Consider the following 22799-nt stretch of genomic DNA (forward strand, 5'->3'; position numbering starts at 1 on the left):
GGCGGGTCAGCCCTGGAGTGCGTACTGCATGGGGCGGAACTTGGTGTGGGCTTCGGCGAGTTCGGCGGCGGGGTCGGAGTCGGCGACGATGCCGCAGCCGGCGAACAGGCGGGCGCGGGTGCCGTTGATCTCGGCGCAGCGCAGCGCGATGCCCCATTCGCCGTCGCCGCGGGCGTCGACCCAGCCGACGGGGCCGGCGTAGCGGCCGCGGTCCATGCCCTCGAGTTCGCGGATGAGGTCGAGGGCGATGTCGGTGGGGGTGCCGCAGACGGCGGGGGTGGGGTGCAGGGCGGCGACGACGTCCAGGACGGACCGGTCGGCGGCCAGGTGCCCGGTGATGGGGGAGGCGAGGTGGATGACGTTGGGGAGGGTGAGCAGTTCGGGTTGGTCCGGGACGGTCAGGTGGGCGCACAGGGGGGCGAGGGCGTCGCGGACCATTTCGGCGGCGTAGCGGTGTTCTTCGCGGTCCTTGGCGGAGGTGAACAGGTGCCCGGCGCGGGCCTGGTCGTCGGCGGGGGTGGCGCCGCGGGCGGTGGTGCCGGCCAGGACGAGGGATTCTATGTCGCCGCCGGTGCGGCGGATGAGGAGTTCGGGGGTGGCGCCGACCATGCCGGCGCAGGAGAAGGTGTAGCAGCCGGGGAAGCGGGCGGCGAGGCGTCGCAGCAGGACGCGGGCGTCGATGGGGGTGGTGGAGCGGGCGGTGAGGTCGCGGGCGAGGACGACCTTGCCGAGGTGTCCCTGCCTGATGCGGTCGACGGCGGTGGCGACGGCCTGTTTCCAGTCGTGCCCGGGGAGGGCGCCGCAGCTCCAGCGCAGGTTTTCGGGGGGCCGGGGCGGGTTGGCGAGGGTGAGGGGGTCGGTGTCGTCGCCGATGGTGGTGAGCCATGCCGTGCCGTCGCGGCGGCCGAGGATGCGGCGGGGGATGATGAGGGTGGAGTCGGGGGATTTGGGGTCGAAGCCGAAGGCGCCGAATGCGACGGGCCCGGAGCCGGGGACGGCGACGGGGTCGTCGACGTCGGCGGCGCCGAACAGGTCGGTGAGCAGGCGGGTGGCGGCGGTGAAGCGGTCGTCGCCGCCGGGGAGGGTGAGGCGGGCGGCTTCGCCCCAGCCGACGATGCCCTCGCCGTGCCGGATCCAGGCGAGGGCGGAGGGGTGCGGAAGCCGCGCGATGAGGTCGCCCGGGTCGGGGACCGGGACGGTGCGGACGGTGAGTCGGTCCGGTGCTGTCACGGCGAGCTTCACGAGGCCACTGTACGCCAGATTTGAACCTGTTCAAATGGTCGGGGCGGGGGAGCGGTGTGAGGTGTGCGCCACACGCTCGATCCCCGGGCGGCCCGTGGGCGGCTCGCTGATGTGCGGGGTGCCTATGCCCGTCCGTCCCGTTCCCATGCGCGGGGACGGGACGGACGGGCGGGCGGGTCAGCCGCGGTGGCCGGCGCCGGTGAGCTTCCAGGCGGCGGGCAGCAGCGCGGCGGCCAGCAGCACCTTCAGCGCGTCGCCGGCCAGGAACGGGGTCATGCCGAGGTCGATGGCCTTGGCGAGGTCGACGTGCAGGGCGGCCATCAGGTAGGGGACGCCGGCGGCGTACATGATGACGGTGCCGGTGAGCATGGTGCCGACGGTGCGCAGCGGGGTGCGGTCGCCGCCGAGTTGGGCGAGGCGCCCGACGACGGCGGCGGCGATGACGAAGCCGATGATGTAGCCGAGTGTCGGGAATCCGGTGCCGGAGGCGCCGTCGGTGAACCAGGGGACGCCCGCCATGCCGGCGAGCAGGTAGACGAGCATGCCGAGGGCCGCGCGGCCGAAGCCGAGGGCGGCGCCGGCGAGCAGGACGGCGAAGGTCTGCCCGGTGACCGGGACGGGGGTGCCGGGCAGCGGGACCGCGATCTGCGCGGCGATGCCGACGAGGGCGGCGGAACCGGCGACGAGGGCGGCGTCGCGGGCCAGCGAGCCGGGCAGCAGGTCGCCCAGGACGGCGGGGCGCCGCTGGGCTGCATGGGCAGTAGCCACAAATCCTCCCAAATAGGTTTTGCTAGGCCGAAACTTAGCGAATGGGTTTTCCGAGGTGGGAGCGGGTGGGGCTACAGAAACCTGCCGGCCCGGTTTGTCGGGTCACTCCCCGGTGCGCGGCTGCGCGGCCAGGTAGACGACGTCGGGCTCGCCGCGCGGCACCGGGACCGGGCGGGCCCGCACCCGCGTGAACCGTTCGCGCAGCAGCGCCTCGAACGCCGGTGCGGCGTTCGCGCTCCACACCGCGAGGACGCCGCGGGGAGTCAGCAGCCGGGCGAGCAGGTCCAGGCCGGTGGGGGCGTAGAGGCGGGCGTTGCCGGGGGTGACCGTCCAGTCGGGGCCGTTGTCGATGTCCAGGCACAGCGCGTCGAAACGGCCGGTGCCGGGGGCGGCGACGACGTCGAGGAGGTCGGCGCGCCGCACGGTCACGCGGGGGTCGTCCAGGGCGCCCTGCGACCAGGGCCGCAGCAGCGTGCCGTGCCAGGTGATGACGGCGGGTTCGCGTTCGACGACGGTGACGTGCGCCACCTGCGGCAGGGTGAGCGCCTCGGCGAGGGAGAACCCGACGCCCAGGCCGCCGATGAGCAGCCGCACCGGCCCGTCCAGCCCCTGCAGGGCGGTGCGCACCAGCAGCCGCTCGGACTCGCCGTTGCGGGTGTCCATGAGGAACACGCCGTTGCTGATGATCTCGTAGTCGGTGCCGGCGCGGCGCAGCACCAGCTCACCGCCGACGCCGGCGGCGCGCTCCACCACCACCGGCTCCCCTGCCACAGCGATTCCCATGCCCCGCACCCTAGCCCCACCGCGCCCCCGCCCCGCCCGGGGCAGGGCGTGCGGGGTGCCCTACGACGTGCTGGCCTGGACCCAGGAGTGGTACGTGCGCGAGGACACCCTGCGCGAGGCCAACACGGTGATCGTGAACTATCACCACTCGCTGGAGTCGTCCTTGTCGGGCGGGAGGCGGGTCAAGGTCATGGCGGTCCGAGCGTCCTGGCGTCGGGTGTACGTACGGGGTTCCCTTCCGCACGCAGCATCCGCTTGGCGTGGTGGTGAACCGGCCCTCGGTGTGGCCTGACCGATGATTTTTCCGCGCCGTGCTGGTCTGTACGCCGAGTACCGGCTCACAGGAGGCTGACGCCATGCGGAAACTGACCTACGGCATGAACCTGAGCCTGGACGGCTACATCGCCGCGCCCGGCGACGACCTCGGCTGGAGCGTACCGAGCGACGAGCTGTTCCAGTGGTGGTCCGACCGGGTGGGGGCGACCGGCCTGGCGCTGTACGGGCGCAAATTGTGGGAGACGATGAGCTCCCACTGGCCGACCGCCGACCAGCAGCCCGGCGCCACACCGGCGGAGATCGAGTTCGCCCGCCGCTGGCGGGACATGCCGAAGGTGGTGTTCTCCTCCACGATCAGCACGGTCGACTGGAACACCCGCCTGGTCACCGGCGACGCGGTCACCGAGATCACCCGGCTCAAGGCCGAGGATGGCGGCCCCATGGACATCGGCGGCGCCACACTTGCCGCAGCGGCGATGCGGGCCGGGCTGATCGACGAGTACGTGCTGGTCACCGCACCGGTCTTGGTGGGCAGCGGCACGCCGTTCTTTACGGCCCTGGACAACTGGGTGAACCTGACCCTGATGGAGACCCGGACGTTCCCCGACGGCGTACTCCTGACCAGGTACGAGACCAGGCGCTGAGTACCCCACCTCGGCGCAGCGCCCGTTCCACGGTCGACGTCGACACCTCGTAGCCGTCGGCGCGCATCATCGCGGCGATCTTGCGGTGTCCCCGGGCAGACCAGTCCGCCGCGTACTTCGCCGCGACAGCCTCGACCTGGTCGACCTTCGGAGCCGGCCACGGCCCCTTGACAGAAGTCCTTCCGATCGCGGTCCTCTGCGGGCGAGGCCCGGTCGAACGACTGACGGCCTGGTTCGGTGATCGGTGGAACCACCGGGCGGCCGCGACCTTCAACCGGCACCTGGACGCCCTGCGCTCGGCCATGTCCTTCTGGATCGACCAAGGCTGGCTCAGCACCGATCCGACCCGGCGGCTCCGCCGGCGCGGCCACGCCCCCGGCCGCACCCGGGCACTGTCGACCACCGACATCGACGCCCTCTTGGACCTGGAGGCGCCGCTGTTCGCCATCACCCAAGACACCGTCATCGCCTACGTCGCCGACTGGCCGGGGCCGGTAACCCGCAATCCCGATCTCGACGAACCACCCGCCCCGGCGACGAATGACGCGCTGCCCGCGCCAACACCGCTGATCCCAGCTCTCGGCATCAGTGCAGGTCAGGGATATCCGTTGGTTTTTCGGCGCATACTCCTGGGATCCCCGGTCCCCGCGGACCGGTGGGGGAACAGCCCTTCCGCCCGGATGGTTAATGTGTAATGTTGTAATCATTCGGGAGGTCGTCATGGACGAGACCGAGCCGCTGGACGCCTACTCCCGCGTGGTGTCCGGGGTCGCCCGCGAGCTGACACCGCGCGTGGCGGCGCTGCGCGTCCGGCACCACCGCGGGGAGGGCGCCGGGTCGGCGGTCGTGTTCACCGGCGACGGGTTCCTGCTCACCAACGCCCACGTCGTCGGCTCGGCGTCCGGCGGGCAGGCCGCGTTCGCCGACGGCACCACGGCCGCGTTCACCGTCGCCGGCAGCGACCCGCTGTCGGACCTGGCCGTCGTCCGCGCCGAGGGGCCCGTCCCCGGACCGGTCATCCTCGGCGACGCCGACGCCCTGGTCGTCGGGCAGCTGGTCGTGGCCGTCGGCAACCCGCTCGGCCTGGCCGGGTCGGTCACCGCGGGCGTGGTGTCGGCGCTGGGCCGGTCCCTGCCGACCGCGCAGCCCACCCGCTCCGGCACCGCCGTCCGCGTCATCGAGGACGTCATCCAGACCGACGCCGCCCTCAACCCGGGCAATTCCGGTGGCGCGCTCGCCGACGCCCGCGGCCGTGTCGTCGGTGTCAGCACCGCCGTCGCCGGGATCGGCCTCGGCCTGGCCGTCCCCGTCAACGCCACGACCCGCCGCATCATCGCCGCGCTGATCGGCCACGGCCGCGTCCGCCGCGCCTACCTCGGCCTGGCCGCCGGGCCCGTCCCCGTCCCCGCGCCGCTGCGCGCCCGCCTCGGGCAGGACGGCGCGCTGCGCGTCGCGCAGGTCGTGCCAGGCAGTCCCGCCGAGCGTGCCGGGCTGCGGCGCGGCGACCTGGTGCTGACCGCCGGCGGCGCCCCGGTCGCGCACGCCCAGTCGCTGCAGAGGCTGATGTTCGCCGAGGCCATCGGCCGGCCCCTGCCCATCACCGTGCTGCGCAACGGTGCCCTGGTCGACGTCATCGCCGAGCCCGTCGAACTCGACGCCGAGCACGCCTGACCGCCGCGCGCCGCGAAACCCCGTGCCGGGGGGACGGCGCCGGTGGCGGATGTGGCCCGAGCATCGCAACGGGTGCGTAACAATGGGCGGCTATGGCATGGCGATCTAGGACCCGGGCAGTGGCGGCGGCGGTGACGGCGGGAGTGTCGGCGGGTGCGCTCGCCGCCTGCGGCATCCCCACGCTCGGCGGCACCGGCGAACGCGGGGGAGGCGGGGCCGTGCCCCCCGGAGCCAAGGCCGAGTGCGCGCGGATCTCCGCGCCCGGCGACTCCAAGGCCCGGCGGCTGCGCGGCATGTGGATCACCACCGTCGGCGGCACCGACTGGCCCAAGAACGCCGGCGCGGACGCCGACGCGCAGAAGAGGCAGTTCGTCAAGCTCCTCGACACCGCGACCGTGATGAACATGAACGCGGTGTTCGTCCAGATCCGCCCCAACTCCGATGCGTTCTACGCCTCGCCCTACGAGCCGTGGTCGCAGTGGATCACCGGCACGCAGGACAAGGACCCCGGCTACGACGTCCTGGCGTTCATGCTCAAGGAGGCCCACGCCCGCAACCTGGAGTTCCACGCCTGGTTCAATCCCTACCGGGTGTCCCGCCAAGGCGATGTGAGCAAACTGTCGCCCAAGAGCCCCGCCCGCCGGCACCCCGACTGGGTCCGCCGCTACGGCGAGGGCCTGTGGTACGACCCGGGCCTGCCGCAGGTCCGGGACCTGGCCACCCAGGCCGTCATGGACGTCGTCACCAAGTACGACATCGACGCCGTCCACTTCGACGACTACTTCTACCCCTATCCCGAGGACGGCGACTTCCCCGACGAGGCCACCTACAAGACCTACGGCAAGGGCATGAACCGCGGCGACTGGCGCCGCAAGAACGTCGACACCCTCGTGGAGTCGCTGTCGCGCAAGATCCACGGCGCCAAGCCGTGGGTCCGGTTCGGCATCAGCCCCTTCGGGGTCTGGCGCAACAGGACCAGCGACCCCGCCGGATCACCCACCCGCGCCCTGCAGAGCTACGACGACATCTACGCCGACACCCGCACATGGATCAAAAAGGGGTGGGTCGACTACATCACCCCCCAGCTGTACTGGCCGATCGGCGACCCCCGCGCCGACTACGCCAAGCTCGTCGCCTGGTGGGCCGACCAGGTCAAGGGCACCGGCGTGCAGCTGACCATCGGGCAGGCCGGATACCGCGTCGGCGCCGACGCCACCTGGAGGAACCCCGCCGAGCTGTCACGGCACCTCACCGTGAACGCCCGGTACCCGCAGGTCCGCGGTGACGTGTTCTTCAGCGCCTCCGACATCGCCGCCAACCGCCGCGGATTCGCCGCCCGCCTCCGCGGCGACCACTACAGCCGTCCCGCCCTGCGGCCCGTCGCCGGCAGTGGCACCGCGCCCCCGCCCGTCCACGGCACCACCGCCGCCCCAGCCGCAGGCAAGGGCGTGCGGGTCGGCTGGCGCCCCTCCCAGGGCGCCACGTCCTACGCCGTCTACCGCGCCGACGGCACCCGCCCCGGCTGCGCCCCCGTCGACCCCCGGGACCTCATCGCCGGCATCCGCGGCGGCGGCATCATCGACCCCACCGCCAAACCCGGCCGCACCTACACCTACTACGTCACCGCCCTCGACCGGCTCCACCACGAAAGCGCTCCCGCACGCGGCGCGACGGTCACCGTCCCGAAGGGATAATGATCATGATCTTGGGGGATGAACCAGACACCTGATCACCCCCCGGAGGTTGCAAGCATGGCGCTGTCGATGGAGGAGCAGCGGATCCTCACCCAGATCGAGGTCCGCCTGAGCGAGGACGATCCCCGGCTGGCCCAGCGCCTCGCCCGCCTCGGCACCCCCCGCACGTACCGCATCCGCATCCGCACCATCGTCCTGGCCGCCACCGCCGTCATCCTCGTTCTCGCCGCGGCCGGCGCCGCGGTCGCGGCAGCCGTCCTGTAGCCCCCCGTCCCCCGCAGAACCCCTGCCAGAACCTCCCCGCCCGCGGACACGCGAACGCCGAGGCCCCGGCGAGATCGATCTCGCCGGGGCCTCGGCGTTCAAGCCGGTGTGGTGGTCGCCTCACGGCGAAAGGCACAACGAAGCTCCAGCCCGGACCGCATGGGACCGGCGGTATTCCCCGAAGGCGTCAGGTAGAGCCCGGGGGACACATGCCACACCGACGCATCCACTGTAACGGCTCCCGGCGGGTGCCTCCTCCACCGCCGCCCCGCGTGTGTCGCTCACCTCACCCCCGGGTGAGGGTTGCCTGCGCCCGTGCACCACCCCTCGGCCGCACGCGTCCTGACTATGACCGCGCGGCTGGGGGCCGCCGCCCGCGGCCGTATACCGGACATGCCGCAGAAAACGGGGGACAGTGCAATGAACACCACGGACACCGCGACCGCAACACCCGCCGGCACCGCGGCGGACGGCGAGCAGGACGGCGGGCAGGACGGTGGGCAGGACGGCGCGGACGGCGCCGCCGGCGGGGCGGCGGTCTGGGCGCTGGCCGCCGAGACCCGCGCCGCCTCCCGCGCCCGCGACCTCACCGCCCGGACGCTGCGGCGCTGGCACGTCACCGACCCCGCCGAGACCGGCGACATCGTCCTCATGGTCGACGAACTCGTCACCAACGCCGTCGTGCACGGCACCGGGCCCGTCCGCCTCGCCCTGTGCATCGACGGCGCCGTCCTCACCGCCGAGGTCGGCGACGCCGACCCGGCCGCGCCCGCCGCCCCCGCCGCGCCGCCCGGCGTCCCGGACTGGTCCGAGGGCGGCCGCGGACTGCTCCTTGTCGCCGCCCTCGCCACCGAGTTCGGCGCCCGGCCCGCGCCGCCCGGCAAGACCGTCTGGTTCACCCGCCACCTCACCCCCCGCACCGCACCCGCCCGCTGACCCCGGCCCCGCGTCACGGCTCCCCAGTGAGTGCCGTCAAGACCTTCGCCCCGCTGATCGTCATGACGGCCTGGCAGGCGAACCGCCCATCAACTCTCAGGCTGACACCCGTAGGAGGCGGCGATCGCGGCGGCGCGGTCGCGCAGGGCGGCGCGCAACCACTGCGGGGCCAGGGCTTCGGCGCTCGCGGCGAGCCGCCACAGCGCCCATTCGGCGTGTCTCGGATCTTGGAAGGTCACCTCCAGCCGCAGCCTGCCGTCCGCGTCGGTTTCTTCGGCGCGGACGGCCAGCGCGGTGCCCACCAGGTCCTCCCGCCGCGCCGGGTCCATCCGTACCAGCACGGTGACCTGGTCCCCGCCGGTCCGGAACCGCGTGCTGCGTTCCTGCCAGGCCCGGTCCAGATCGACCCGGTCTGGACGCTGTGCGGGTTCGGCGAGTTCCTCGGCGGCCAAGACCCGGGACAGCCGGTAGGTGCGGTCCGCGCCCGACCTCGTGGCCAGCAAGTAGCCCTGGTCGCGTACGGTGACCAGGCCGATCGGGTCCACCGTGCGCCACTTCGGGGTCTGACCCGCGGCCGCGTAGTAGATGCGCAACTTGCGTCCGGCGAACACCGCGCGCCGAACCTCGGCCACTACGGCGTCAGGCACCTCCTCAACGACCAGCCGGCGCGAGAGGAGATCGGTCTCCGGGTCGATGAGCAATCGCTCGGCCGCGCCGGCCGCGGTGTCCCGATAGCTTTCGGGTAGCGCGTCGACCACCTTGAGCATCGCCGAAGCGAGCGCCGAGCCGAGACCGAATGCCTGCGCGCCGCGCCGCGATCCGGCGACCAGCAGGGCAAGGGCCTCGTCGTGGTTCAGCCCGGTGAGCTCGGTCCGGAAACCGGGCAGCAACGCGAAACCGCCGTGCCGGCCGCGTTCGGCGTAGACCGGGACGCCGGCCGCGGACAGCGCCTCGATGTCGCGCAGCACGGTGCGGGTGGACACCTCCAGCTCGCGGGCCAGCGCGGCCGCGGACAGCCGACCGTGCTGCCGCAGCAGCAACACCAGCGAGACCAGCCGATCGGCGCGCATGCGAGAACTTTATCGAAATACACGACACAGGATGTCGTGATTTGTTGGGAGGCTCATCAGCGCCACCAAAAAGATGGCGGCCACCGAACTGATCGGCATGCGTAATGTCGACGAATCGAATGGAGCGAATGCGGCAATGGAGCGAACGGCGGTCAACCCGTGGGCGTGGTCGGTGGAGATGGGGTACCACCAGGGTGAGATCGTCTCCGGGCACACCCGGACCCTGTACTGCGCCGGGCAGACCGCGATGAGCGGCGACGGCAAGCCCCAGCACACTGATGACATGGCGGCGCAGCTGGCGCTGAGCCTCGACAACCTGGAGGCCGTGCTCGGCGAGGCCGGCATGTCCCTCGCGAACCTGGTCCGGCTCAACGTCTACACCACCGACGTCGATCGGCTCTTCGAGCACTACGGCGTGCTGGCGTCGCGGTTGGGCGCCGCCGGGGTGGCACCGTCCACCACGATGCTCGGGGTGACACGGCTGGCGATCCCCGACCTGATGGTCGAGCTTGAGGGGACCGCCGTCGCGTGATGCGGCCTCGCCGCCTCCGGCAGGGCTGCCGGAGGCGGCACGAGTAGCGGGCGGGTGGGCGATTTCCGGTGCTCAGGATGGGGATCGCGCGTGCCGCGGCTACATTTCCGCTAGTCCCTGGCCATCACGGTGAAGGTGAATCCGGTACTCGTCGGACGGCGCAGCGGAATGTCGCATTTGATCCGGCGCAGTACCTCGTTCCTGCTGAGGCCGAGCCCTTGCGCGATGAGCCGTTCCGGGCGCACCGGAACCGGGTCCTCGAAGACGACCTCCACCGGGACCGGCCACGCCTCCTCGAACCATGCCGACGGGGTGTCCAGCCACCAGGCCCCCGTCCAGTCCAGGGCGAAGCGGTTGCGCCGGGCGAGCAGCGGATCCAGCAGCCTGGACGCCACCAGTTCCGGATCGTTGACGCGGTAGCCGTGGAGCTCGGCCGGATCGAAGGATCTGACCGGCGCCCGCTCGCGCACGGTGAGCTTGCTCGTCCGATCGCAGGATACGCAGCGGACCAGCAGCCACACCTCCAGCAGCTTGCCGTTGGCGTTGACGCGGAACCTGCCCTCGCCGGTGGTGGCCGACTCCGACCGGCAGCCCACGCACCGCAACGACAGCAGAGGCAGCCTGGTCCGACGAACAGCCCAGGGCAGCACGGTATGAGGTTGTGAAGACATGATCTCTCTAGACCTGACACGAGGCCGATTACGCGCGACCTCGAACGCTGTATGACCGGGCGCACAAGGGCAGCCCGGCAGAACCGGCGGGAACGTCGGCTACAGGTGAGCGGAAGAAGGTGTCAGGTCTAAAGAGCAGGCGGGGTCACGCGGTTTTGTCCTCTGTCCTCACTGCGATGGGCCGCAGGCAACGTACAGGAACGCAGAAGGAAGGCTCAAACGGTTTTCCGGCGACTGACCAGCAGCGGCTGAGGCTTACCGCCGGTTCCAAGAATCACAGTTCCGATGTTCCTCAACCCCCGTCACGCCTGCAGGGGGCAGCGGTCCACGATCCACACGTCCTCGTCCTCGTCGCCCAGCGGCAGCGGCGGCTCATCGGCGAGACGGTCCAGATGCCACTCGATGTGGGCGAGGGGGCCGCGCCGGCCCGCCAGCAGATCCGCCAGCGGGCGCGGCGGACCCGGCGGGCCGTAGGGGCGCGGATCGGGCAGCTCGCCCTCCCACAACCCGTCGTCGCAGTCCGCCGCCCAATGCGCCACCGCCCTCAGGACCTCCTCCAGATCGCGCGCCAGCTCGCCCAGCGACCGCAACGCCATCGCGTCCTGGATCATCCGCTCCCGCGCGTCATAGGCCAGCTCCCGGTCGAACACCGGCGGGAACAGCGGGCGGCGCCCCGCGAGCACCGGCTCCTCACCCGTCGCCGCCGCCCGGATCGCCGCCGCCTGCCAGCGCGTCCACTCCGCCAGATGCCCCAGCACCCCGCGCAGCGCCGCGGCACCGGCCCCGCCGCCGCGCGCCTCGGCGGTGGCCTCGCGCAGCCGCGACCGCACGAACTCCAGCCGGTCCAGCGTCCACGCCCGGGCCCGCGCCGCCCCCGCCGGGCCCCGCGGGCCCGCACCCGCACCCGCCCGCGGACGCGGCACCGGCACCCGCAGCACCGCCAGCAGCTCGTCCAGATCCCGCACCTGCCCGCTCCGCCCCGCCAGGAACGCGGCCCCGATCCGGTCCAGCCGGAACATCCGCGGCCCGTCCCGCATCCGGCACCACCCCACCAGGTACTCCCCGTAGGGGGCGATGACCAGGCCGTGCGCCTCCACGTCCCGGAAGCTGCGCGCCCCCGCCTGGTCGGTGTAGGCGAGCCGGACGACCCGGCGGGGGCGGACCGCCTCGGCGAGCGTCTCGCGCACCGGCCCCATCAGCGACTCCACCTCGCTCAGCGGCGCCGGGCCCGGCGGCTCGGGCAGCACGTAGCCGCGGCCCTTCCGCGCCCGCACCGGCAGCCCGCCGTGCGTCAGCAGCTCCAGGTCACGGCGGACGGTCCGCTCACTGACCCCCAGCCGCGCCGCCAGGACCGGCGGGTCCAGCGGCTCGGAGCGGGCGGCAGCAGCCGGTCGATGCGATCCACACACTCATCGTGACCCCGCCCACCGGCATTTCACCGCCCCCGGGACCCAAAAACCTCCCGGCACGGTGAACCGGGCGGGCACGGCGAACCGGGCAGGCGGCGGGGTCAGCGGCCCGACAGTTCCGCCGCCAGCCCCTCGAAATCGGCCGCCGTCAGCGACAGTGCGCTGCCGATCGCCTGCGTCGCCTCCGCGCTGCCCAGATGCCGTGTCGCGGCACGGTCCAGGTAGGACTCCACCAGCCGCGCGCCGGTCAGCCGCCCCCGCGGCCGCAGCGACCCCACCTCGCGGTCCACCACCGCCTGCGCGTCGGCGCTGAGCCGCAGGCTGCGTTCCTCGGCCAGCAGCCGCACCAGCGCCGCCCGTGCCCGCGGATCGGTCAGATCCGGCAGCCGCACCGCCCGCAGGTCCGCCGTCAGCTCCGGCGACGCCGCCGTCAGCTCCCCGACCCGGTCCGGCTCGCACGTCCCCAGCAGCGCCGTGTCGTTCACGCCCTCCAGCCGCGTCCGGTACAGCACGGAGGCGTAGGCGGCGCCGTCGGCCTCGTCCAGGATCAGCCCGTCCAGGCCGTCCAGCAGCAGCACGTGGCCCGCGTGTTCCATCAGCGCGGCGCGCAGCCCGTCGGGGCCGTGCTCACGCAGATCCTCGGCGTGCACGCCGTGGACCTCGCCGCTGGAGGCCTCCACCTCCGCCAGCGCGCGCGCCACCATCCGGGCCAGCCGCCGCTGCCCGCTGGACGGCGCGCCGATCAGCAGCAGCGCCGGCGCCGACGCGCTCGACACCTCCTGCCCGCGCAGCCGCCGTGCCCACTTGCCGCGCCTCCGCACCTCGGTGACGACGCGTTCGATGTCGTCGGCGCCGCACAGGAACCGGATCCCGTACGCCTCGGCGACCTGCGGGACCTGCGCGGGCACCGGGGCGGGCGGCACCGGCGGGGGCGGCTCGGGCACCGGCACCGGCGGCGGCGGAAGATCCGCCTGCGGGGCGGGGTCGAGCGGCGGTGACGGCGCCGGGACCGGCGGTGCGGGAGTGCCGGTGCCGGGCCATGCCGGGCCCGGATCGAGCTGGGTCCTGAACGCGTCGGTGTCCAGCTGCGTCCGCTGCGGCTCCGCCGGCCACACCGGCTCGGGCCCCGGTGGCGGCGCGGAGGGCTGCGCGGGGACGACGGGGGCGGGCGGCGCGTCGGCCGTCGTCGCGTCCGGCCGCGGCCACGACGGCGGCTCGGGCACCGGACCAGGTGGTGGACTGGGCGGCTGGGCCGGTGCCTGCGGCCGGGGCTCGGGCACCGCCGGGGCAGGCGGAGGCGCGATCCGCGGCGGCGGCGCGTCCGCGGCGAACGGATCCGACGGCGCGGGCGGCGGGGACGGCTGCTCGTGGTGGGCCCGCGGCGCTTCGGGCGGCACCGGCGGGGGCGCGGCCGGGGGAGGGGCGGGCGCCACCGCGGGCGGCGGGCCCGGCGCGTCCTGCGCCGGCTCGGGCACCGGCGCGACCGGCTGGTCGGTGCCCGACATGGCGCGCTCGGCGGCCATGTGGGCGCGGGCGGCCTTGATGATGTCCCACGCCGACAACTCGTCGGTGGACGGCGGGGTGTGCATCGCCGGGGACGTCAGTTCCGCCGCGACCGCCTGCGGCACCGCGAACCCGCTCGCCGGCGGCGGGACCTGCGCGAGCCGGCACCACGTCAGCCCGAGGGTGTAGGTGGTGGCCAGCAGCGCGGCCAGGGCGTCGGCGTCGGCGCTGCGCAGCGCGTCGGACAGCCGCCCGTCGCGCGGCCACAGCGACCGCAGCGGATTGGCCGGGTCCGACAGGACGGCCTGCAGGGTGCGGGTGCTGTCGGGGTCCAGCCAGCGCTGCAGCGCCGGCAGCGCGCCCGGCGCGGCCTGCAGGTCGGCGGCCAGCACCGCGATCCCGGCGCGGCGGACCTCGTCGTGGCTGCGGCCGGGCGCGGCCGGGCGCGGCCCGGTCAGCCCCGCGACGATCTCCTGCAGGTCGTACAGGGCCAGGCGCAGGTACTCGCCGGGCGCGGTGTCGCGGACCATCGGGATGGCGTACTCGGCGGGGCAGCGGCGCCGCCATTCCTGCAGAACGGCGTCGGGCCCGTACCGGACGGTGGCCATGTCCTGGTTGACCATCCGCAGCGACGCGGCGGTGACGGCGGCCAGGGCGTCGGCGCCGGGCCGGAACCGGGGGTCGGCCTGCAGCCCGGCGGCCACCTCGTACATGACGCGGGCGATGTGGGCGGCGCCGCCGCCGTCGCCGGCGCCGAGCCGGTGGATGTAGTAGCCGGCCAGGGTGGCGAAGTCGGGCGGCATCATCCAGTGCAGCCGGTCGGCGGAGGTGGTCAGGAACGGGATGAACGACTCGATCAGCGGGTGCTCGGTCAGCACGACCGGGGACCCGGCGCACCACAGCAGCGCGCCCCACGCGGCGGCGACGGTGCTGGGCGTGCCGGGCTGGAACATCGGGTCGCGCTGGGCGAACTGCTGCGGGTCGACCGCCAGCGCGGTGGTGAGGGCCTGGGAGATGCGCGCCACGACGGCGGTGTCGGGGACGGGCCCGAGGAACCCCAGCGGCGCCACCCGCCCCGCCGACAGGTCGGGGCCGGTGGGGAACAGCTGCGGCGGGACCGGCGGGGTCCCGGCGCCGCGCGGCGCGGGGACCGCGACGCGGCGGTCCTCGAACTCGGCCGGGGGCGGGCAGGGGTGCCAGGCGCCGTCCAGGCCGCACCGGTACCAGCGTCCCCAGGCGCCGTAGAGCCACCATTCGCCGGCGCCCCACAGCATCCGCGCGGCGACCTGGGCCGCGCGGTCGGCGGGCGGCGCGGCCCGCCACCACGGTGAGGCCACCAGCTCGCGCACGTTGCCCTCGACCGAGGCGAACAGGTCGCCGCTCGGACCGCCTCCGGTTCCGCCGGGCCCCGCCCCGGCCGCCTGCCAGCTCATCCGGCGAATAGTAGTCGCCCGGTGCGGCCCCGCGGCATCGCGGGAGTCACGGGCCGGTATCCTCCCCTCGGCCCGTAAGGACTGTTGTGGCAGGATGCTCATTAGCCGCCGCGAGGGCGGGCGCGTGACGGGGGTGGTGGATGGACGGCGCGGCGCGCACCCGCGGCCTCGGCCTCGGACTGGCGGTGTTCTCCTCGGTCTGCTTCGGCGCGTCCGGGCCGTTCGGCAAGGCCCTCATCGAGGCCGGGCTCGGCCCGCTGCAGGCGGTGTGGCTGCGGATCGCGGTCGCGGCGCTGGTGCTGGCGCCGCTGGTGGCGGCCCTGCGGGGACGCGCAGTGCTGCGCGGCCTGCGCCCCCACGCGCGCGCCCTGGTCGTCTACGGGCTGACCGGCGTCGCCGGCTGCCAGGCGTGCTACTTCGTCGCCGCGTCCAGGCTGCCGGTCGGCGTGGCGATCCTGCTGGAGTTCAGCGGCCCGGTCATCGTGCTGGGATGGCTGCGGCTGGTGCGCCGCGTCCCCGTGCACCGCACGGCCGCCGCCGGCGTCGCGATCGCCGTGACCGGGCTGGCGCTGGTCGTGCAGGTGTGGGCGGGCCTGGCGCTGGACCCGCTCGGCCTGGCCGCCGGGCTCGGCGCCGCCGCCTGCCAGGCCAGCTACTTCCTCATCGTCGACCGGCTCGCCGGGCAGGTCGACCCCCTGGTCATCACCGGTTCCGGCTGTGTGGTCGGCGCCGCCGTCCTGGTCCCGCTCGCCGCGCCGTGGACGCTGCCGTGGGGCGTGCTGCCCGCGCACGTCCCGCTCGCCGGGCACACCGCCCCCGGCTGGGTGCTCGTCGCCTGGATCGGGATCGTCAGCACCGTCCTCGCCTACCTCACCGGCGTCGCGGGCCTGCAGCGGCTGTCGGCGCAGGTCGGCGGCGCGATCTGCTACACCGAGGCCGTCGCCGCCGCCCTCATCGCCTGGGCCGTGCTCGGCGAGCGCCTCACCCCGGTGCAGCTGACCGGCGGCGCGATCGTGCTGGCCGGCGCCTACATCGCCCAGCGCGCCGCCACCGCCCGCCCGGACGTCCCGCCCGCCCCGCCGCCCTCCGGGTCGCCGGACCGCCGCCTGGGCGCCGACCCGGGAGCCGTGCCCCTGCCCTCGTGACGCCCCCGCCCTCGTGACGCCCCTGCGAAATCCGCCGTCGTGACGGCCGCCGGGGTCAGGCGTTCTCGCGGCGGAAGCAGCGGGCGCCCAGCGTCACCGACACCACCAGCAGCACCACCGCGACCAGCGTCCCCTCGGCGACCGCGGCGGTCGCGTAGTCGCCGAGGAACGCCGCCCGCGCCGCGTCCACCACGTACCGGAACGGCGTGAACCGCGACACCACGTCCAGCCAGCCCGGCGCCAGGCTCATCGGCAGCAAGATCCCCGACAGCAGCATCAGCGGCAGCGTCACCGCCGACAGCAGCGGCGCGAACGCGTCCTCGGTGCGGGTCCGCAGCGCCAGCACATAGGACAGGGACGCGACGCTCACCGCGAGCGACACCACGAACAGCAACCCGACGGCGATGCCGCCGGCCGGGGCGCGCAGCCCCAGCGCCAGCCCCGCCCCCACCAGCAGCACCCCCTGCAACGCCACCACCACGGTGTCGCGCAGGACGCGGCCCAGCAGCAGCGCGGTGCGGCTGGCCGGGGTGACGCGCAGCCGCTCCACCACCCCCGACCGCAGATCGGCGATCAGCCCGAACCCGGCGAACCCGGCGCCGAACAGCGCGAGCTGGATCAGCACCCCGGGCACGAACACCTGCCAGGCGCCGCCCGCGCCGAATCCGCGGACCTGCACCAGGTCCGACAGCAGTGGGCCGAACAGCACCAGATACAGCAGCGGCTGCAGCGCCCCGAACACCACCGCGACCTTGCTGCGCAGCGTCTGCCGCAGGTACCGCAGGAAGATCAGCCGGGTGTCGGACATCGTGCGCGTGAAAGACATCTGCATTCCTCGTGTACTCCTGGTTCAGGCGGCGTCGCGCAGGGAGCGGCCGGTGACGGTGCGGAACACGTCGTCGAGGGTGGGACGCGACAGGCTCAGCGACGCCAGCTCCACCCCGGCGCCGTCCAGGGCCCGGATCAGGCTCATCAGGGCCTTCTCGCCGTCCTCGACGGTGAGGCGCACGCCGCGCCCGGTGACCGTGGCCTCGCGGACGGCCGGGTGCGGCGACAGGGCCCGGCGGGCCGGTTCGGCGCCGGACGCGTCCGCCAGTTCCAGGGTGAGGACGTCACCGGCGACCCGGCGTTTCAGCTCGGCGGGGGTGCCCTCGGCGACGATCCGGCCCCCGTCGATGATCAGCAGCCGGTCGCACAGCGCGTCGGCCTCGTCCAGGTAGTGGGTGGTGAGGAACACCGCCGTGCCGTCCTGCTCGCGCAGGGCGCGGATGTGGTCCCACAGGTCGCCGCGGCTCTGCGGGTCCAGGCCGGTGGTCGGCTCGTCCAGGAACAGCAGCGGCGGGCGGTGCACCAGCCCGAGCGCGATGTCCAGGCGGCGGCGCTGCCCGCCCGACAGCGACCCCGCCGGGCGCGCCTCCAGCCCCCGCAGGTTCAGGCGGGCGCACAGCGCGGCGATCCGCTCACCGCGGCCGGGGACGCCGTAGAGGCGGGCCTGCAGGTCCAGTTCCTCCCCGGCCGGGACGGCCGGGTCGGTGCCGCCGCCCTGCGCGACGTAACCGATGCGGCGGCGCACGCCCGCCGGGTCGCCGCGCAGGTCGCACCCCGCGACGGCCGCGGTTCCCGCGGTCGGCGCCAGCAGCGTCGTCAGCATCCGCAGCGTCGTGGTCTTCCCGGCGCCGTTGGGGCCGAGGAACCCGACGATCTCGCCGGGCGCGACCGCCAGGTCCACGCCGCGGACGGCCTCGACCGTGCCGTGCCCGGTGGTGAAGGTGCGGGCGAGCCCGCGTGCGTCGATCACATGACCTCCTCAAGACGACCCCGACACAGTAACCCCAATTTTGCAGTCACACCAAGTTTTCAGTTACTCCAGTGAAGGTATATTTTCCGGTATGGGAGAGGAGCTCGCCCCCGCCGGGCCGCAGCCGGGGCTGCGCGAACGCAAGAAGCGCGAGACGCGGCGGCGCATCAGCGACATCGCCACCGGGCTGTTCCTGACGCGCGGCTTCGACAACGTCACCATCGCCGACGTCGCCCGCACCGCCGACGTGTCGGTCAACACCGTCTTCAACTACTTCAAGACGAAGGAGGACCTGTTCTTCGACCGGCAGGACGAGATCATCGAGCAGGCCTCACGCGAGTTCCGCGGCCGCCGCCCCGGCGAGGGCGCCGCCGCGCTGTTTCGCCGCCGCTTCTTCGAGGGCCTGGACGCGGGCGCCTACTGGACCGCCTTCCACGAGGGCTCGGAGGCGTGGACGCAGACCGTCCGCGACAGCCCCGCCCTCACCGCCCGCCAGCGCGAGATCGGCCGCCGCGCCCAGGACCACCTCGCCGACCTCATCGCCGAGGACACCGGCGCCGGCCCCGACGACATCGCCCCCCGCACCGCCGCCGCGATGATCTTCGCCGTGCAGACCGTGCTCATCGAGCAGATCGCCGACCGCAAACGCGCCGGGGAGACCCTGCAGGAGATGCGCGAGGACGTCTACGCCGCCGCCGCCCGCGCCTTCGACCTCCTCGAACACGGCCTCGGCGACTACGCCGCCCGCCCCGCCACCGGAAACCGAACGGCCACCGGAAACTGAATGCCGGCCGCCGCGGCTAGGCGTTCCCGGCCGCGAGTCCGGCCGGGGCGGCCGCGCCGCCCGCCCCGTCCAGGTGGGCCTCCAGCACCGACCTGACCCGCGTCGGCATCTCCTTCTTGGCCTTGGACGCCGGGTCGATGAACACGTGCCGCACCTCCCCGTCGGCGATGAGCCGCCCCTCCACCCGGAACACCGGCCGCACGATCAGGCTCGTCGTCCCCAGATGCGCCACCGGCATCGCGATGTCCAGCAGCTCGTCGAACCGGGCGCCCTCCCGGTAACGGATCCGCGCCTCCGCCACCACCAGGTCGCAGCCGTTCTCCACCATCCGCGCATAGTCGCCGAACAGCGCCCGCCACATCTCCGTCAGCGCCACGTCGTAAAAGAACAGGTAGTGGCCGTTGAAGACCACGCCCTGCTGGTCGCACTCGCTGTAGCGCACCCGCAGCCGATGCGTGAAGAGCTCGCTCATACCCGGCATCCTGCCTCATCCCGGCAGACCCGCCCTTCACCACATGGCATAAGCGCTGCTTCTGGCTCGCAGAACATCCATCTCTTGGACTTCTGGACGGGCTGTGACCAGGATGGACGGTGAAACCGGCAGACACCCATGGAGGAAGCCATGACCCACTACGCCAAGGCCATGCGGCCCGAGGACCTCACACGGCTGTTCGTCGAACGCTCCAACGCCGGCGACGCGGCCGGCGTCGCCGCGCTCTACGAGGAGAACGCGGTGCTGGCCTACCCGCCCGGCTCCCAGACCGTGGGCCGCGACGCCATCCGCGCACTGTGGGAGAAGGTGCTGGCCGCCCGTCCCCGCTTCGAGCCGGAGGAACCGCTGCCGACCCTGATCAGCGGCGACCTCGCCCTCACCTCCACCCCGCCCGCCGACGGGACCGGGGCCCGCGCGCAGGTCGCCCGCCGCCAGCCCGACGGCAGCTGGCTCCGCGTCCTCGACCAGCCCGAATTCACCCCGCCGCCCGGCGCCACCCCTCCCGCGGGCGCCTAGGACACCGGCGGCCCCGCGGGCCAGGGGAGGGCGGCGAGCTTGCGTTCCAGGACCGTCCGCTCGCGGTCGTTGCCGCACAGCCGCAGGGCGCGCTCCAGTTCGGTGCGCGCCTCGGCGGCGCGTCCCAGGCGGGTGAGCAGTTCCCCTCGCACGGCCGGCAGCAGATGCGAGTTCGGCAGCGCCCCGGCCGCCGCCAACCCCTCCACGATCGGCAGCGCCGCGGCCGGCCCCTGCGCCATCGAGACCGCCACCGCCCGGTTCAGCTCGATCACCGCGGAGGGCGCGAGCCGGCCGAGCGCCTCGTACAGCAGGACGATGCGCTCCCAGTCGGTGGCGTCGGCCGACGCGGCGACGGCGTGGCATTCGGCGATCGCCGCCTGCAGCCCGTAGGCGCCCAGGCCCCGCCCGGCCCGCTCCGCGCGGGCCAGCGCGGCGCGCCCCCGGCCGATCGCGGCCCGGTCCCAGCGGCCGCGGTCCTGCCGCTCCAGCAGCACCGGCTCGCCGTCCGGCCCGATCCGGGCGGGGAACCGCGCCGCCGTCAGCTCCAGCAGCGCCAGCAGGCCGTGGACCTCCGGCTCGTCCGGCACCAGCCGCGCCAGCACCCGCGCCAGGCGCTGCGCCTCGCCCGCCAGGTCCAACCGGATCAGCTCGCGGCCCGAGCCGGCCGAGGACCCCTCAGTGAAGATCAGGTAGATCACGTTGAGGACCGAGCCGAGCCGCCGGGCCCGCTCCCCGGGCGGCGGCACCCCGAACGGCACCCGGGCCGCGCCGAGCGTCTTTTTCGCCCGGGTGATGCGGGCCTGCACGGTGGCGGTCGAGGCCAGGAACATCCGGGCGATCTCATCGCTGGTCAGGCCGCCGACCACCCGCAGCGTCAACGCCACCCTCGCCTCCCGCGACAGCACCGGGTGGCAGGAGATGAACATCAGCGCCAGCACATCGTCGTCGATCCGGTCCGGATCCCACAGCAGCCCGTCCCCGGGCGGGCCTGCGGGCGCGGCCCCCGAGGCGATGCCGCCCTCGCCCAGGTCGCGGGCGAGGGCGGCGTACCTGCCGTCGCGGGCCGCGCGCCGCCGGAACGCATCGATCGCGCGGCGCCGCCCGACCGTCAGCAGCCACCCCGCCGGGCTGCGCGGCACACCCTCGCGCGGCCAGGTCACCAGCGCCTCGGCCAGCGCCTCCTGCGCCAGGTCCTCGGCCAACGCGAAATCGCCGGTGTAGCGGGCGAGCGCGCCGACGATCCGCGCGGACTCGATCCGCCACACGGCGGCGACGGCCTCCCGGCCCGCCGGATCGGTCATCGCCCCTTGCTCACAGCTGCCCGGTGGCCTCGCGCCACTCCCGCTCCTTCTTGATCCACTCGTTGTCCTGCGGGAACTCGTCGATCGTGGTGACCCGCCGGATCTCGATCTTGAAGCCCCAGCCGGTGACCGGCGACCGCCTGGCCCACTCGACGGCCTCCTCCTTCGAGGCCACGTTCAGGATGTAGAACCCGCCGAACAGCTCCTTGGTCTCACCGTAGGGGCCGTCGGTGACCACGGGCGGCTCGGAGGAGAAGTCGACGACCACGCCCTCGGCGGGGTCGGCCAGCCCCTCGGCGGCCAGCAGCACCCCCGCCCGGATCATCTCCGTGTTGAACCTGCCCATGGTCTCCAGCATCTTGGTGAAGTCGATGTCCGCCATCCCCGCGAGCGCCTCGTCGGTGGCGCGCATGATCAGCATGTACTTCACGATCGGTCTCCCTGCGATCTCCGGGTCCCTGTTCCCGGACCCTCTCATCCCTAGGTCGAACGGGCGTCGCCGCGGATCGACACGGCCCCGGATTTTTTCAGCGAACCCCCGCGGCCTCGGCGGGCCGGACGCGGGCGGCTGAAAATCCCGGCAAAAGTTCGGGCGGGAATGGGGCACGATGACCGGAATAGGGGGTGGGGCGCGGTTAGCGTGCGGAGATGCCGCAGACGCCCGGCGAGACCTCCGCCTACGCGCCCGCAGACGTCCCACCCGACGCCCCAGCCGCGCACCCCGCCGCCCCCGCACCGCGCCACATGCCGCCGTGGCTGCCGAGGGCGTTCGTGCTCGCCGGCGGTGTCGTGCTGGCGTTCATGGCGGGACTGTGGCTGCTGGGACGGCTGCGAGGCCTGCTGATACTCCTGCTCACCTCGCTGTTCCTGGCGTTCGCGATCGAACCGGCGGTGAACTGGCTGGCCCGGCACGGGTGGCGGCGCGGCCCGGCGACCATGCTGATGTTCATCGTCGTCGCGATACTGGGCGCCGGGTTCCTCGGCGGCATCGGGTCGCTGCTGGCCACCCAGGCCAGCCACCTCATCGACGGGTTCCCCGGATACGTCCGCGAGTCCATCCGCTGGATCAACGGCACGTTCGGGACGCACCTGTCGCAGGACACCCTGTTCCAGCGGCTCCCCACCGTCACCGGCACCCTGTCGCGGCACCTGTCGTCGCTCGCGCAGAACGTCTGGGGGATCGGCGCCACCGCGTTCGGTGTCGTGTTCAAGGCCCTCGGCGTCCTGCTGTTCACCTTCTACCTGTCGGCCGAGGGGCCGCGGTTCCGCCGGACGGTCTGCTCCCTGCTCCCGCCCCGCCGCCAGCACGAGGTGCTGCGCGCCTGGGAGATCGCCGTCGACAAGACCGGCGGCTACATCTACTCGCGCGGGCTGCTGGCCCTCATCTCCGCCGTCGCCCACTACATCGCCATGGCCCTCCTCGGAGTGCCGTACGCGGCGATCCTGGCACTGTGGGTCGGGGTGGTGTCGCAGTTCATCCCCGCCGTCGGCACCTACCTGGCGGGCGCCGTCCCGCTGCTGATCGCGCTGACGGTCTCTCCGACGACCGTGCTGTGGCTGTTCTTGATCATCGTCGCCTACCAGCAGCTGGAGAACTACCTGCTGCACCCCCGCATCACCGCCCGGACCCTGGACATGCACCCCGCGGTCGCGTTCGGGCTCGTCCTCGCCGGAGCCGCCGTCGCCGGCCCCATCGGGGTGCTGCTCGCGGTGCCGCTCGGCGCCAGCCTGCAGGCGTTCAGCGGCGCCTACCTCCGCCGCTACGACGTGGAGGACCACCCGCTGACGGTGCCCGACCCGCCCGGCGCACGCTGGTGGCGGTGGCTGCGCCGCTCCTGACCCCGCACCGCGCGTCCCGTCCGCCGC

Annotated in this window: 24 protein-coding genes; 12 read left to right on the forward strand and 12 right to left on the reverse strand. The window is 73.8% G+C overall.

All coding sequences use genetic code 11. The features are described from left to right. Window positions 1–6: 6 nt before the first annotated feature. From ACQP1N_RS16865 to ACQP1N_RS16875, 3 genes are all read right to left on the reverse strand, one after another. Window positions 7–1242: an isochorismate synthase gene (locus ACQP1N_RS16865; RefSeq protein ID WP_433232456.1), complete on the reverse strand. Its 1236-nt coding sequence runs from the start codon at window positions 1240–1242 to the stop codon at window positions 7–9. A gap of 177 nt (window positions 1243–1419) precedes the next feature. Continuing rightward, complete coding sequence (locus tag ACQP1N_RS16870) at window positions 1420–2010, reverse strand: biotin transporter BioY (RefSeq protein WP_067802693.1); 591 nt, start codon at window positions 2008–2010, stop codon at window positions 1420–1422. A 102-nt stretch (window positions 2011–2112) separates the two neighbouring features. Next, the gene (locus ACQP1N_RS16875) at window positions 2113–2793 is read right to left on the reverse strand and encodes a spermidine synthase (RefSeq protein ID WP_067802690.1); all 681 of its coding nucleotides are present in this window, start codon (window positions 2791–2793) and stop codon (window positions 2113–2115) included. Window positions 2794–2848: 55 nt separating this feature from the next. Here ACQP1N_RS16875 and ACQP1N_RS16880 point away from each other — a divergent pair, with 55 nt between their 5' ends. From ACQP1N_RS16880 to ACQP1N_RS16910, 7 genes are all read left to right on the forward strand, one after another. Next, window positions 2849–3085, forward strand: coding sequence for a Tn3 family transposase (locus ACQP1N_RS16880; protein ID WP_433232460.1), 237 nt, complete (start codon window positions 2849–2851; stop codon window positions 3083–3085). A gap of 64 nt (window positions 3086–3149) precedes the next feature. Then, complete coding sequence (locus ACQP1N_RS16885) at window positions 3150–3713, forward strand: dihydrofolate reductase family protein (RefSeq protein WP_067802688.1); 564 nt, start codon at window positions 3150–3152, stop codon at window positions 3711–3713. A 167-nt stretch (window positions 3714–3880) separates the two neighbouring features. Then, window positions 3881–4408, forward strand: a complete 528-nt coding sequence (locus ACQP1N_RS16890; protein WP_433232463.1) for a hypothetical protein — start codon at window positions 3881–3883, stop codon at window positions 4406–4408. 25 nt (window positions 4409–4433) lie between these two features. Next, entirely contained in the window at window positions 4434–5384 is a 951-nt protein-coding gene (locus tag ACQP1N_RS16895; RefSeq protein ID WP_067802685.1) for a S1C family serine protease, read from the forward strand. 119 nt (window positions 5385–5503) lie between these two features. Beyond that, complete coding sequence (locus ACQP1N_RS16900) at window positions 5504–7078, forward strand: family 10 glycosylhydrolase (protein WP_433232467.1); 1575 nt, start codon at window positions 5504–5506, stop codon at window positions 7076–7078. 57 nt (window positions 7079–7135) lie between these two features. Beyond that, the gene (locus tag ACQP1N_RS16905; protein ID WP_067802680.1) at window positions 7136–7342 is read left to right on the forward strand and encodes a DUF3040 domain-containing protein; all 207 of its coding nucleotides are present in this window, start codon (window positions 7136–7138) and stop codon (window positions 7340–7342) included. A 420-nt stretch (window positions 7343–7762) separates the two neighbouring features. Beyond that, entirely contained in the window at window positions 7763–8278 is a 516-nt protein-coding gene (locus ACQP1N_RS16910; RefSeq protein WP_433232469.1) for an ATP-binding protein, read from the forward strand. Between the two features lie 89 nt (window positions 8279–8367). Here the strand turns inward: ACQP1N_RS16910 and ACQP1N_RS16915 are convergent, their stop codons facing one another. After that, window positions 8368–9348 (reverse strand): helix-turn-helix transcriptional regulator, encoded by a 981-nt coding sequence (locus ACQP1N_RS16915; RefSeq protein WP_067802675.1) that lies wholly within the window; start codon window positions 9346–9348, stop codon window positions 8368–8370. 136 nt (window positions 9349–9484) lie between these two features. On the opposite strand from ACQP1N_RS16915, the gene ACQP1N_RS16920 reads away from it, so the two are divergent. Then, the gene (locus ACQP1N_RS16920) at window positions 9485–9880 is read left to right on the forward strand and encodes a RidA family protein (protein WP_067802671.1); all 396 of its coding nucleotides are present in this window, start codon (window positions 9485–9487) and stop codon (window positions 9878–9880) included. 110 nt (window positions 9881–9990) lie between these two features. Here ACQP1N_RS16920 and ACQP1N_RS16925 read toward each other — a convergent pair whose 3' ends face one another. The 3 genes from ACQP1N_RS16925 to ACQP1N_RS16935 form a co-directional block, all read right to left on the reverse strand. Next, the gene (locus ACQP1N_RS16925) at window positions 9991–10476 is read right to left on the reverse strand and encodes a DUF1062 domain-containing protein (RefSeq protein ID WP_433232473.1); all 486 of its coding nucleotides are present in this window, start codon (window positions 10474–10476) and stop codon (window positions 9991–9993) included. Between the two features lie 377 nt (window positions 10477–10853). Next, window positions 10854–11960, reverse strand: a complete 1107-nt coding sequence (locus ACQP1N_RS16930; protein WP_433232476.1) for a helix-turn-helix transcriptional regulator — start codon at window positions 11958–11960, stop codon at window positions 10854–10856. Window positions 11961–12061: 101 nt separating this feature from the next. Then, window positions 12062–14896, reverse strand: coding sequence for a hypothetical protein (locus ACQP1N_RS16935; RefSeq protein ID WP_433232479.1), 2835 nt, complete (start codon window positions 14894–14896; stop codon window positions 12062–12064). A gap of 140 nt (window positions 14897–15036) precedes the next feature. On the opposite strand from ACQP1N_RS16935, the gene ACQP1N_RS16940 reads away from it, so the two are divergent. Next, window positions 15037–16041 (forward strand): EamA family transporter, encoded by a 1005-nt coding sequence (locus ACQP1N_RS16940; protein ID WP_067798284.1) that lies wholly within the window; start codon window positions 15037–15039, stop codon window positions 16039–16041. Between the two features lie 55 nt (window positions 16042–16096). Here ACQP1N_RS16940 and ACQP1N_RS16945 read toward each other — a convergent pair whose 3' ends face one another. Then, on the reverse strand, window positions 16097–16867 hold the full coding sequence (locus ACQP1N_RS16945; protein ID WP_207394149.1) for an ABC transporter permease: 771 nt from the start codon (window positions 16865–16867) through the stop codon (window positions 16097–16099). Between the two features lie 24 nt (window positions 16868–16891). Then, window positions 16892–17839: an ATP-binding cassette domain-containing protein gene (locus ACQP1N_RS16950; protein ID WP_067798288.1), complete on the reverse strand. Its 948-nt coding sequence runs from the start codon at window positions 17837–17839 to the stop codon at window positions 16892–16894. 91 nt (window positions 17840–17930) lie between these two features. Between ACQP1N_RS16950 and ACQP1N_RS16955 the strand changes: the two genes are divergently transcribed. Continuing rightward, window positions 17931–18623, forward strand: a complete 693-nt coding sequence (locus ACQP1N_RS16955) for a TetR/AcrR family transcriptional regulator (protein ID WP_067798291.1) — start codon at window positions 17931–17933, stop codon at window positions 18621–18623. A gap of 16 nt (window positions 18624–18639) precedes the next feature. Here the strand turns inward: ACQP1N_RS16955 and ACQP1N_RS16960 are convergent, their stop codons facing one another. Continuing rightward, window positions 18640–19095 (reverse strand): acyl-CoA thioesterase, encoded by a 456-nt coding sequence (locus ACQP1N_RS16960; protein ID WP_067798294.1) that lies wholly within the window; start codon window positions 19093–19095, stop codon window positions 18640–18642. Between the two features lie 150 nt (window positions 19096–19245). On the opposite strand from ACQP1N_RS16960, the gene ACQP1N_RS16965 reads away from it, so the two are divergent. Then, the gene (locus ACQP1N_RS16965; protein ID WP_067798377.1) at window positions 19246–19632 is read left to right on the forward strand and encodes a YybH family protein; all 387 of its coding nucleotides are present in this window, start codon (window positions 19246–19248) and stop codon (window positions 19630–19632) included. Here ACQP1N_RS16965 and ACQP1N_RS16970 read toward each other — a convergent pair. Both ACQP1N_RS16970 and ACQP1N_RS16975 read right to left on the reverse strand, forming a co-directional pair. Continuing rightward, entirely contained in the window at window positions 19629–20933 is a 1305-nt protein-coding gene (locus ACQP1N_RS16970) for an RNA polymerase sigma factor (RefSeq protein ID WP_067798297.1), read from the reverse strand. The genes ACQP1N_RS16965 and ACQP1N_RS16970 overlap by 4 nt on opposite strands. Before the next feature lie 10 nt (window positions 20934–20943). Further along, on the reverse strand, window positions 20944–21363 hold the full coding sequence (locus ACQP1N_RS16975) for a YciI family protein (RefSeq protein ID WP_067798300.1): 420 nt from the start codon (window positions 21361–21363) through the stop codon (window positions 20944–20946). A 218-nt stretch (window positions 21364–21581) separates the two neighbouring features. Here ACQP1N_RS16975 and ACQP1N_RS16980 point away from each other — a divergent pair, with 218 nt between their 5' ends. Beyond that, complete coding sequence (locus ACQP1N_RS16980; RefSeq protein ID WP_067798303.1) at window positions 21582–22772, forward strand: AI-2E family transporter; 1191 nt, start codon at window positions 21582–21584, stop codon at window positions 22770–22772. Window positions 22773–22799 lie beyond the last annotated feature (27 nt).

Source organism: Actinomadura formosensis, assembly GCF_050948385.1.
In the GTDB taxonomy this organism is placed as follows: Bacteria; Actinomycetota; Actinomycetes; order Streptosporangiales; family Streptosporangiaceae; genus Spirillospora; species Spirillospora formosensis.

Bases quoted from the DNA above. Each gene is read 5' to 3' on its own strand.
- ACQP1N_RS16895 (WP_067802685.1), top strand. From the start codon at position 4,434: ATGGACGAGACCGAGCCGCTGGACGCCTACTCCCGCGTGGTGTCCGGG.
- ACQP1N_RS16960 (WP_067798294.1), bottom strand. From the start codon at position 19,095: ATGAGCGAGCTCTTCACGCATCGGCTGCGGGTGCGCTACAGCGAGTGC.
- ACQP1N_RS16965 (WP_067798377.1), top strand. From the start codon at position 19,246: ATGACCCACTACGCCAAGGCCATGCGGCCCGAGGACCTCACACGGCTG.
- ACQP1N_RS16980 (WP_067798303.1), top strand. From the start codon at position 21,582: ATGCCGCAGACGCCCGGCGAGACCTCCGCCTACGCGCCCGCAGACGTC.
- ACQP1N_RS16875 (WP_067802690.1), bottom strand. From the start codon at position 2,793: ATGGGAATCGCTGTGGCAGGGGAGCCGGTGGTGGTGGAGCGCGCCGCC.
- ACQP1N_RS16970 (WP_067798297.1), bottom strand. From the start codon at position 20,933: ATGACCGATCCGGCGGGCCGGGAGGCCGTCGCCGCCGTGTGGCGGATC.
- ACQP1N_RS16915 (WP_067802675.1), bottom strand. From the start codon at position 9,348: ATGCGCGCCGATCGGCTGGTCTCGCTGGTGTTGCTGCTGCGGCAGCAC.
- ACQP1N_RS16910 (WP_433232469.1), top strand. From the start codon at position 7,763: ATGAACACCACGGACACCGCGACCGCAACACCCGCCGGCACCGCGGCG.
- ACQP1N_RS16955 (WP_067798291.1), top strand. From the start codon at position 17,931: ATGGGAGAGGAGCTCGCCCCCGCCGGGCCGCAGCCGGGGCTGCGCGAA.
- ACQP1N_RS16945 (WP_207394149.1), bottom strand. From the start codon at position 16,867: ATGTCTTTCACGCGCACGATGTCCGACACCCGGCTGATCTTCCTGCGG.
- ACQP1N_RS16885 (WP_067802688.1), top strand. From the start codon at position 3,150: ATGCGGAAACTGACCTACGGCATGAACCTGAGCCTGGACGGCTACATC.
- ACQP1N_RS16940 (WP_067798284.1), top strand. From the start codon at position 15,037: ATGGACGGCGCGGCGCGCACCCGCGGCCTCGGCCTCGGACTGGCGGTG.
- ACQP1N_RS16905 (WP_067802680.1), top strand. From the start codon at position 7,136: ATGGCGCTGTCGATGGAGGAGCAGCGGATCCTCACCCAGATCGAGGTC.
- ACQP1N_RS16935 (WP_433232479.1), bottom strand. From the start codon at position 14,896: ATGAGCTGGCAGGCGGCCGGGGCGGGGCCCGGCGGAACCGGAGGCGGT.
- ACQP1N_RS16920 (WP_067802671.1), top strand. From the start codon at position 9,485: ATGGAGCGAACGGCGGTCAACCCGTGGGCGTGGTCGGTGGAGATGGGG.